Raw genomic sequence first — 9,052 nt, forward strand, 5'->3', positions numbered from 1 at the left:
CTATTTTGCGAAAGCCCCTTTGTTATGAAGTTATGTAGTATAATTTGTAAAAATAGTATAAAATATAGTTATTGCAATAGGTATAATAAGGAGTGATTAGGTTTATGGAATTAAGTTCAATTGATGTAGATAAAATTATAGAAGAGCATCATTCATTTTATGAGTCAAAGAAAAGTCGTGATATAGATTTTCGTATTAATCAATTAAGAAGTTTAAAGGCTGCTATAAAAAAATATGAATATAAAATATATGAAGCATTATATAAAGATTTAGGAAAGTGTGAGTTTGAATCTTATACTACAGAGGTAGGCTTTGTATTAAGTNNGAATTTAAAGAAGTGGGCAAAGAAAGAAAAGGTAAAAACGCCTTTTTACTTATTTCCTGCAAAAAGTTTTATAATTTCAGAGCCCTATGGAACGGTTCTAATAATAGGACCTTATAATTATCCATTTCAACTTTTAATAGAACCTTTGGTAGGAGCACTTGCTGCTGGAAATTGTGTAGTATTAAAGCCATCTGAAAATGTGCCCAATTTATCAAGCGTAATTACAGAAATGATTACTGAAACCTTCCCTAAGGAATATATACGCTCAGTGGAAGGTGGAATAGAAACTAATACTTCTTTGATTAATGGTACCTTTGATTATATCTTCTTTACGGGAAGTGCTCAAGTTGGAAAAATTATAATGGAAGCTGCTGCAAAAAACCTAGTTCCTGTTACTTTAGAATTAGGTGGGAAAAGTCCTGTAATTGTAGATGAAAGTGCAGATATTAAAGTGGCAGCTAAGCGTATAATTTGGGGCAAGACTATAAATGCAGGTCAAACCTGTGTAGCACCGGATTATGTAGTAGTAAATAACAAGGTGAAAGATGAATTAATTAAGGAATTAAAATTACAAATTCAAAGTTTCTATGGTAATGATGCTAAGGAAAGTAAAGACTACGGAAGAATTGTCAATGATAGACACTTCATAAGGCTTAAAAATATATTAGATAAAGAGGCAGATAAAATAATATATGGTGGAAAAGCTAATAGAGAAAGAAGATATATTGAACCTACAATTATAGATGCTTCTTGGGAGGGTGCAGCTATGTCAGAAGAGATTTTTGGACCTATTCTTCCAATTATAAGCTTTAGTAATTTAGACGAGGTAATAGGAAAAATTAAGAAGCTATCAAAGCCATTAGCTCTGTACTTATTTACTGAAAGCTATGAAGTAGAGAAAATGGTTTTGGAAGAGATTTCTTCAGGTGGAGCTTGCATAAATGATACAATAACTCATTTAGCTAATCCGGAGCTACCTTTTGGAGGCGTTGGGAATTCGGGTATAGGGGCTTATCATGGCAAAGAAAGCTTTAAGACCTTTTCTCATAGAAGAAGTGTTGTAAGAAAAACTACTAAAATAAATATTCCGATAATTTTTCCGCCTTTTAATAAAAAAAATCTAAGTAATGTAAAAAAACTTATGAAATAAATTGTATGAGATAAGGGGGATTTTTATGAAAATTTATATTTCAGTGGATATTGAAGGAATCAGTGGAGTAACTAACTGGGGATTTACTAATGAAGGTGGCTATAACTATGAAAGAGCAAGAAAGCTTATGACAGAAGAAGTAAATGCAGTTATAAGAGGAATTAAAAAAGCAGGTGCAAAGGAAATACTAGTAAATGATTCTCATGGGCCTATGACAAATATTCTCATTGAAGAGTTAGATGAAGATGTAGTATTAATTAGTGGAAATAAAAAAATTCTTGGCATGATGGAGGGTATAAATAATACTTTTGATGCAGTTATGCTAATAGGATATCATGGAAGACATAATGCTTCAGGGGTTTTAGCCCACAGTTATAATAGCTCTGTGGTATCGGAGATAAAACTAAATGGAAAAGTAGTAGGAGAGTTTGAATTTAATTCCTTATTGGCAGGATATTTTAAAGTTCCAGTGGTAATGACGTCAGGAGATAACATACTAACAGGTCAAGCTAAGGAATTTAACAAGAATATAGAAGTTGTAGAAGTTAAAAAAGCTCACAGTAGATATGTAGGTGAATGCATACAGCCAAAGAGAGTTCATAAAATGTTAGAATCAGCAGCAGAAAAAGCTATTTATAATAAATTAGTAGAACCTAACATATTAGATGATGAGGTAGAGTTAGAAATAGCCTTTATGGATAGTGGTATGGCAGAAGGAACCTTATGTATTCCAGGAGTTCAGCTTATAGAACCTAACAGAATTAAGTACAAGGCAAAGGATATTATGGAAGCTTATAAAATAAGAAGTGGTCTAATTACCTTGGCTGGGGCTTGGATGCGATAACACTTAATTTAAACACATAAAACCTTAAAAAAAGTAGAAACTATTTAAGGAAAGGATGTGTTTATTATGAAGAGAAAATCAGGTTCTAACAATCCAGCTCAGAAGGGGAAAAGAAGACAAAAGCTTCATGAGAATCAAAACAATGTTGGAGATCCTCAAAATAAGCCTGAATTTAAAGATTTCAACGGAAATGAAATAAAATAGTTAAATTATCTTTTAAGAAGCTGTCTCAGCAGTAGTTTGTTTTGAGACAGCTTATTTTATTGCATTTATATATTCTCGGGGTGATTTGTGAAAGAGCGTTTTAAAGCTACGTAGAAAACTAGAGTAATCCTTAAATCCACAGAGGGAACTAACCTTAGTTACTGGCTCACCAGATTTTATAAGTTCTTGAGCCATAAATAATCTCTTCTGAATTATATAGTTATGAAGAGTATACCCAGTTTCGCTTTTGAATTTATGCATTAAATAATATTTACTTATAAAGAATTCCTTACATATAAGTTCAATCGATAGATTTTGTGATAGGTTATTGTTTATATATTTTAAAATCTCTTCAATTTGTTTATCGTATTTTAAAGAATCCTTAGTAGTAATATAGGTTTTATCAAGATAAAGTCTGTTAAGATATATAATTAGTTGAATAAAGAGGGAGTTGCCTAAAAGTTTACTTCCAAAATCTTGAGAGTTAAATGATCCTTCTAAGGAAGATATGATATTTTTAAGGTTATTTTGAAATTTATCTTCAAGTCTTATTAAATTAAAACTCTTCTCTTTTGCTAGTTTAAAGCAAGTTGATAAATCGCAACCTTCATAATTATGATTTTCAATAAAACCTGAACTAGCCCAAATAATTATACGTTCATATGTCTCATTAGAATCGATAACAGGCTTGTGCACATCATGATTATTTACAAGTAGAATATCCCAAGGCTTTAAATAATAAGCCTTCCCTTCAATTAAATAAGTAACTTTTCCAGATAAAAAGATTATTATTTTATTAAAGTCATGATAATGAAACTCGAATTCTTGATTTTTTTTGTCCTTTATATGAAAAAGCTGAAAGTCTTTATTAAGATATCCAGATTTGTTACTTGAATATGTGTTATCCATAAAGATACCTCCAAAACTAAATATACTTCATTTATCATATTATTAAAAAGCAGTTTTTGCAATGTTTTAAACAGTATATTCGATATTTATTGTACATAGTGTTGAATATAATAAGATTATAACATATATGAAAATTAAATTACTAATTATATTATTTTATTTAAGGAGGAGGAAAAATGAAGATTTTAAAAAATTATAAGTCCTCGATATTTTTAATATTTTCAGTTATTATAGGTGGGATTATAGGATTGACCATGGGAGAAAGGGCAAGTATTTTTGCACCACTGGGAACAATATTTCTAAATTTAATATTTACAATATTGATACCATTAGTATTTTTTAGTATTTCATCTGCTATTGCTAATATGGATAGCTCAAAAAAATTAGGAAAGATACTTGGAGTTACCATAGTAGTATTTGCATTTACGGCTATTATATCAGGAGTTATAGGGGTAACTAGTTTCAAAATTTTTAATCCTGCACAGGGACTAAATTCGTCTATGTTCACAGAGTTAATGAATAGTGCTCAGGTTATACCTAGGGAGCAAGTAGGATTTTTAGAAAAAATAGTTTCTAGTATTACTGTAGGGGATTTTTCACAGTTATTATCTAGAAGTAATCTATTGGCACTTATAATATTTTCTATGCTTATAGGTTTTGGAACTATGCTAGCAAAGGAAGAAGGAAGGGAGTTTTCTAATTTTTTAAATAGTGGAGCTATAGTAGTAAATAGGGTGATAAATATAATAATGTATTATGCCCCAATAGGATTAGCAGCGTATTTTGCTAACGTAGTTGGTCAATTAGGAAGTCAAATATTAAGTGGATATGCAAAGGTATTTGTACTGTATTTGATAGTATCTATAGTATATTTTATTATATTCTTTACTCTTTATGCCTATATAGCAAGGGGTAAAGAAGGTATAAAAGCTTTCTGGAGAAATTCCACAGGACCATCAGTGACAGCATTAGCTACATGTTCTAGTGCAGCCTGTATTCCAGTAAATATTCAGGCAGCTAAAAATATGGGAGTATCTAGTTCCTTAGCTAATATAGTTATGCCCTTAGGTGTAAATATCCATAAGGATGGTTCAGTTATAGGTGGAATATATAAGATAATGTTTTTATTTGCTATATTAGGAAGAGATATTAATGACTTGGAAACCTTAACTATTATTTTCATGGTGGGTTTACTAGTAGGAGCTGTTGTTGGTGCTATACCAGTAGGGGGTTCCATTGGTGAGATGCTAATATTAAGTATATTTGGATTTCCTCCAGAGGCTTTAGCAATAATGTTAGTTATTGCAACTATAATTGATGCTCCCGCAACCTTATTAAATTCTGCGGGTAACACGGTTTGTACTATGGTAATATCTAAATTTACAGAAAAGAAAAGGGTGTAAAATAAAATTCATAATAAAAGTACAGATATAAATTTTGTATATAGAAATAAGGCTATCTCAACTGACTGAAATAGCCTTATTTTTATTCAATATTATTGATAATATTTTATTAATTAGATTATTTAATTACATATCTTACTGATTAGTTGATAAAAAATATTTAAAAATTCAAAAAAATGGTTAATTTATAGCATAATATAAGATTAAATGTTTTATTACAATGATTTGAATAATATACATATAATGTTATAATTATTATAAAATATTGTAAGGGAGGAAGTTAATTGGGAAAGAAAAAAAATAAACTTTTAAGCCTAATTAGTGCATTATTATTCTTAGTAACTTATATTGTGATGCCAAGTATAAATGTTTATGCAATAGAAAGAGCTATTAATAATAATGAAGATACAACAATACTCCTTTCGGAAGGGTTTACAGGAGCCAGAAAGAATGTAAAGCCAGAAGGAGAAGGATGGACAATTACAAGAAATGGGGAAAAAGCTAATGTATTAGACGGATATGACACAAATGGGAATTATGGTAAAACAAAACCTTCACTAGGATTTGGACGATTGAGTGGAAGTAGTACTGAAACTTTAGAAACACCAGTATTCAATTTACCTTCAACAGGAACTTTGAGTTTTTGGTATAAGGGACAGGCTGGGAGTGGTCCTATTACTTCAACTTTAAAATTAGAAGTTAAAGTTAATGATGTGTGGCAAGAGATAAAAGGACCAGATATTACAGTTACTAGTGAAAGTACCTTTTCAGTTTCTTTAGAAAAGGGAGTTAAAGCTATAAGATTTACTTTCAATAAAGCATCAGGTAACTTAGCTATAGATGATATAGAAATTTCTTGTATTGGAGGAGGAACTACAGATCCAGTGGAACCACCAATAGATCCACCAACTTCAGAGGTCATTACTATATCAGCAGCTAGAGATTTAACTAATGGGGTTGAAGCTGTAGTTAGGGGAATAGTTTCCTTTAATGATAGAAATAAAACCCTTCATATTCAAGATGCTACAGGTGCAATTGCAATATCAAATAACTCTACTAAGATAGATTTAAGTGCTGCAGTTAATGGAGCCTTAGTTGAAGTTAAAGGTACCAGAGATACATTTAAAGGATTATCTCAACTTCAAGCTAGTGATATTAAGGTTATATCTAATAGTGGTATGCCAACTGCAGGAATTTATACTATAAAAGAGTTATTAACAGGAAAACATGACTCAAAATATGTGGAAATAACTAATGCAGTTATAGATGTTACAGCTAAGACCTTAACTCAAGGAGAAGATAAGTTAGACATATACTATGTACCTTCTGATATAAATGTAGTTACTGGTGACTTAGTTAATGCTAAAGGAACTATGGGGAAATACAACACAAATGTACAAATATATGGTTCATCTTGTACCTTTACAAAGATAGAAGCGCCTGATACTGAAGGGCCTATAATAAAACATGAACCAATTCTTAAAGCATCAATAGAGGAAGATTTCAAAATAACAGCTTCTATTGAAGATAATAAAGAAGTTAAAAGTGCAATGTTAAACTATAGAGTTAAGGGAGAAGAAGTCTTTAAAGCTATAAATATGACTAAAGATGAACAAGGAAATTACATGGCATTAATATCTAAAGAAGAACTGAATTTGAAGGGTATAGAATATTATCTTATGGCTGAGGATGGAATTAATACTACAAGAATTCCACAAGAGGGGATATTCAATGTAGAAGTAACTAATGAAGATATAGTTGGACCCAAAATATATGATTTAGTGCCCGACAGTGGTGTAGGTATTGGAGATGTAGCAAGACCTGAAATAAAGGCTTCAATAAAAGATAGGACAGGAGTAGATAAAAATTCTATTAAAATGTTCTTTGATGGTGAAGATGTAACTTCAAAAGCTACAATAACTTCAACATCTATTCTATACAAACCAACTACTGATTTAGCCGATGGAAGTCACAGAGTAAAGATTGAAGCTAAAGATATTTTGGGAAATTATTCAAGTAAAGAATGGACTTTCAAAAAAGGTAAGTTAAGTCACTACTTCGGACAACTTCATTCACATACTAATATTTCAGATGGAACAGGTTCTTTAGATGAAGCTTATTCTTGGGCTAAGAATCATGGAGCTGACTATTATGCAGTAACAGATCATTCAAACTGGTTTGATAATGATACAGCAGCTTCCTTAGCAGATGGTTCAGCTAGCAAAGCTTGGACAAATGCTCAGGTTACAGCGGATAAATATGATAAAGAAGATGATTTTACAGCTATATATGGATATGAAATGACTTGGTCAGGTTCTACTGGAGGGTGGGGTCATATAAATACCTTTAATACACCAGGATTTGAAACCAGATCAAATAAGGCCATGGATTTACAAAACTATTATAATACATTGCAAACACAACCACAGTCAATTTCTCAATTAAATCATCCAGGTAAGACTTTTGGGGATTTTGCAGACTTTGGTTATTATAGTGAGGCTACAGACAAGGTTGTAAACTTAGTGGAAGTTGGTAATGGTGAGGGACCAATAAGAGGTTCAGGTTATTTTCCAAGTTATGAATATTATACAAGAGCTCTTGATAAAGGATGGCATGTTGCACCAACTAATAACCAAGATAACCATAAGGGTAAGTGGTTTACAGCTAATAATGCAAGAACAGTAATTATAGCCACAGATAACTCCAGGGGAGATATATATGATTCTATAAGAAATTTAAATGTATATGCTTCAGAAGATGAGAATATGATTGTTGATTACACAGTAAATGGTAGTCTAATGGGAAGTTCCTTAGGTGAAGTAGATAAACTAAATTTTAAAGTTAATATAACTGATGATGATACTATAAAAAAAGTATCAGTTATTTCTAATGGCGGAGTTGAGGTTGTATCTAAAGAATTTAATTCTAAAAACGTAAACTGGCAGTTTGATTTGTCTCCAGAATATACCTACTACTATTTAAAGATAGTGCAGGGTGATCAGGATATAGCTGTTACAGCACCAGTATGGGTTGGTGATAGTAGTAACTTGGGTTTAACTGCAGTTACTGTAGACAATGAAATAACTTTACCTAATGAAAAGGTTCAAGTTTCTGTAGGAGTTTACAATAATGAAGCTAAGGATTTAAAAGACTCTAAGGTGGAGTTCTTTGTAAATGAAATTAAAACAGAAAATAAAGTAGGTGAAAAAGTTATTCCTTTAGTGGAAGGAACTAAAACCGAAAATGTTCAAATAGATTGGATACCTGCTAAACAAGGTGAATATACAATTTATGCTAAAGCCACAATAAATCATGAAGGCAGTGAAAAAGTATTTACTAATAGTGTAAAGGTAAAAGTTAGAAATCCAGAAAATACTTATAGAGTTGTAATAGATGGTGCTCACGTAAATCAATATGTAAGTGGAAATTATGCAGGAAAATATGCTTCTCTTAAAAATTTGTTACAACAGAGAAATACAATACTTTCTTTAAATAAAGAGACAATAACTGCAGATACTCTCAAGGGAGTAGATTTATTTATTCTTACAAACCCACAGAGTATTGATAAGTCAGAATATAACTTAACTAAGAGTAAGTTAGAGACAAGTGAGATAAAGGCTATTGCTGATTATGTAAAGGCTGGAGGAAATATAATAGTAACTACTATTGCTGACTATAAGGATGGTGAAGGTGAATATAGCAATGATAGGCAGCTTAATCCATTACTTGAAGCTATAGGAACAGAACTTAGAATAAATGATGACCAAGTTATTGATAATACTACTAATGGTGGTCAACCTTATAGATTATACTTTAATAAATACAGTTCACCATTATATAATTTAGTATCTGGTATCGAAGATGGAAAAGAACAATATAGCTTCTATAGTGGAGCTTCAGTTGTCCTTGCAGATGGAGCTAAGGGAGAGAAGGTAGATTTCTTAGTAAGGGGTTATGAAACTACAACTACTAGCGATGCNNTAACGTACCAGTAGCACAAGGAAAGGTATCAGTTATTGGAGTAGAAGAGCTAAGTAATGGTGGTAAGGTAGTAGTAGCTGGTAATACATTTTTCTCAGACTTTGAAACAGATGGGCAAAATGCAATATCTTACTCAAATATTAAAATAGTAAAAAATATTATGGGTTGGATGATGCCAGAGAAGGTAGCTGAAAAAGTAAATATCAAAGATGTTAGAATAGATGAAGATAAGGACA

6 protein-coding genes are annotated in these 9,052 nt (G+C 31.2%); 5 read left to right on the forward strand and 1 reads right to left on the reverse strand.

All coding sequences use genetic code 11. The features are described 5' to 3' along the window. Window positions 1-95: 95 nt before the first annotated feature. From B2671_RS00070 to B2671_RS00080, 3 genes are all read left to right on the forward strand, one after another. Window positions 96-1,475 (forward strand): aldehyde dehydrogenase, encoded by a 1,380-nt coding sequence (locus B2671_RS00070; RefSeq protein ID WP_414632592.1) that lies wholly within the window; start codon window positions 96-98, stop codon window positions 1,473-1,475. Between the two features lie 25 nt (window positions 1,476-1,500). Then, window positions 1,501-2,319 carry a M55 family metallopeptidase gene (locus tag B2671_RS00075; protein ID WP_346868565.1) on the forward strand — a complete coding sequence of 273 codons (819 nt, stop codon included), beginning with the start codon at window positions 1,501-1,503 and terminating at the stop codon, window positions 2,317-2,319. A gap of 66 nt (window positions 2,320-2,385) precedes the next feature. Then, a complete protein-coding gene (locus B2671_RS00080) occupies window positions 2,386-2,523 on the forward strand; it encodes a clostri-philic family protein (protein ID WP_167403140.1) in 138 nt (45 codons plus the stop codon). Between the two features lie 51 nt (window positions 2,524-2,574). On the opposite strand, the gene B2671_RS00085 is transcribed toward B2671_RS00080, so the two are convergent. Continuing rightward, window positions 2,575-3,432: an AraC family transcriptional regulator gene (locus tag B2671_RS00085; protein ID WP_346868566.1), complete on the reverse strand. Its 858-nt coding sequence runs from the start codon at window positions 3,430-3,432 to the stop codon at window positions 2,575-2,577. Window positions 3,433-3,608: 176 nt separating this feature from the next. On the opposite strand from B2671_RS00085, the gene B2671_RS00090 reads away from it, so the two are divergent. Together B2671_RS00090 and B2671_RS17670 are read left to right on the forward strand one after the other, a co-directional pair. After that, complete coding sequence (locus B2671_RS00090) at window positions 3,609-4,835, forward strand: dicarboxylate/amino acid:cation symporter (protein ID WP_346868567.1); 1,227 nt, start codon at window positions 3,609-3,611, stop codon at window positions 4,833-4,835. A 1,877-nt stretch (window positions 4,836-6,712) separates the two neighbouring features. Continuing rightward, window positions 6,713-8,830 carry a CehA/McbA family metallohydrolase gene (locus tag B2671_RS17670; RefSeq protein ID WP_422653207.1) on the forward strand — a complete coding sequence of 706 codons (2,118 nt, stop codon included), beginning with the start codon at window positions 6,713-6,715 and terminating at the stop codon, window positions 8,828-8,830. Window positions 8,831-9,052 lie beyond the last annotated feature (222 nt).

Origin of the sequence: Clostridium sp. UBA5119, from assembly GCF_002414285.1 — a bacterium.
GTDB classification, from domain to species: Bacteria; Bacillota; Clostridia; order Clostridiales; family Clostridiaceae; genus Clostridium_J; species Clostridium_J sulfidigenes.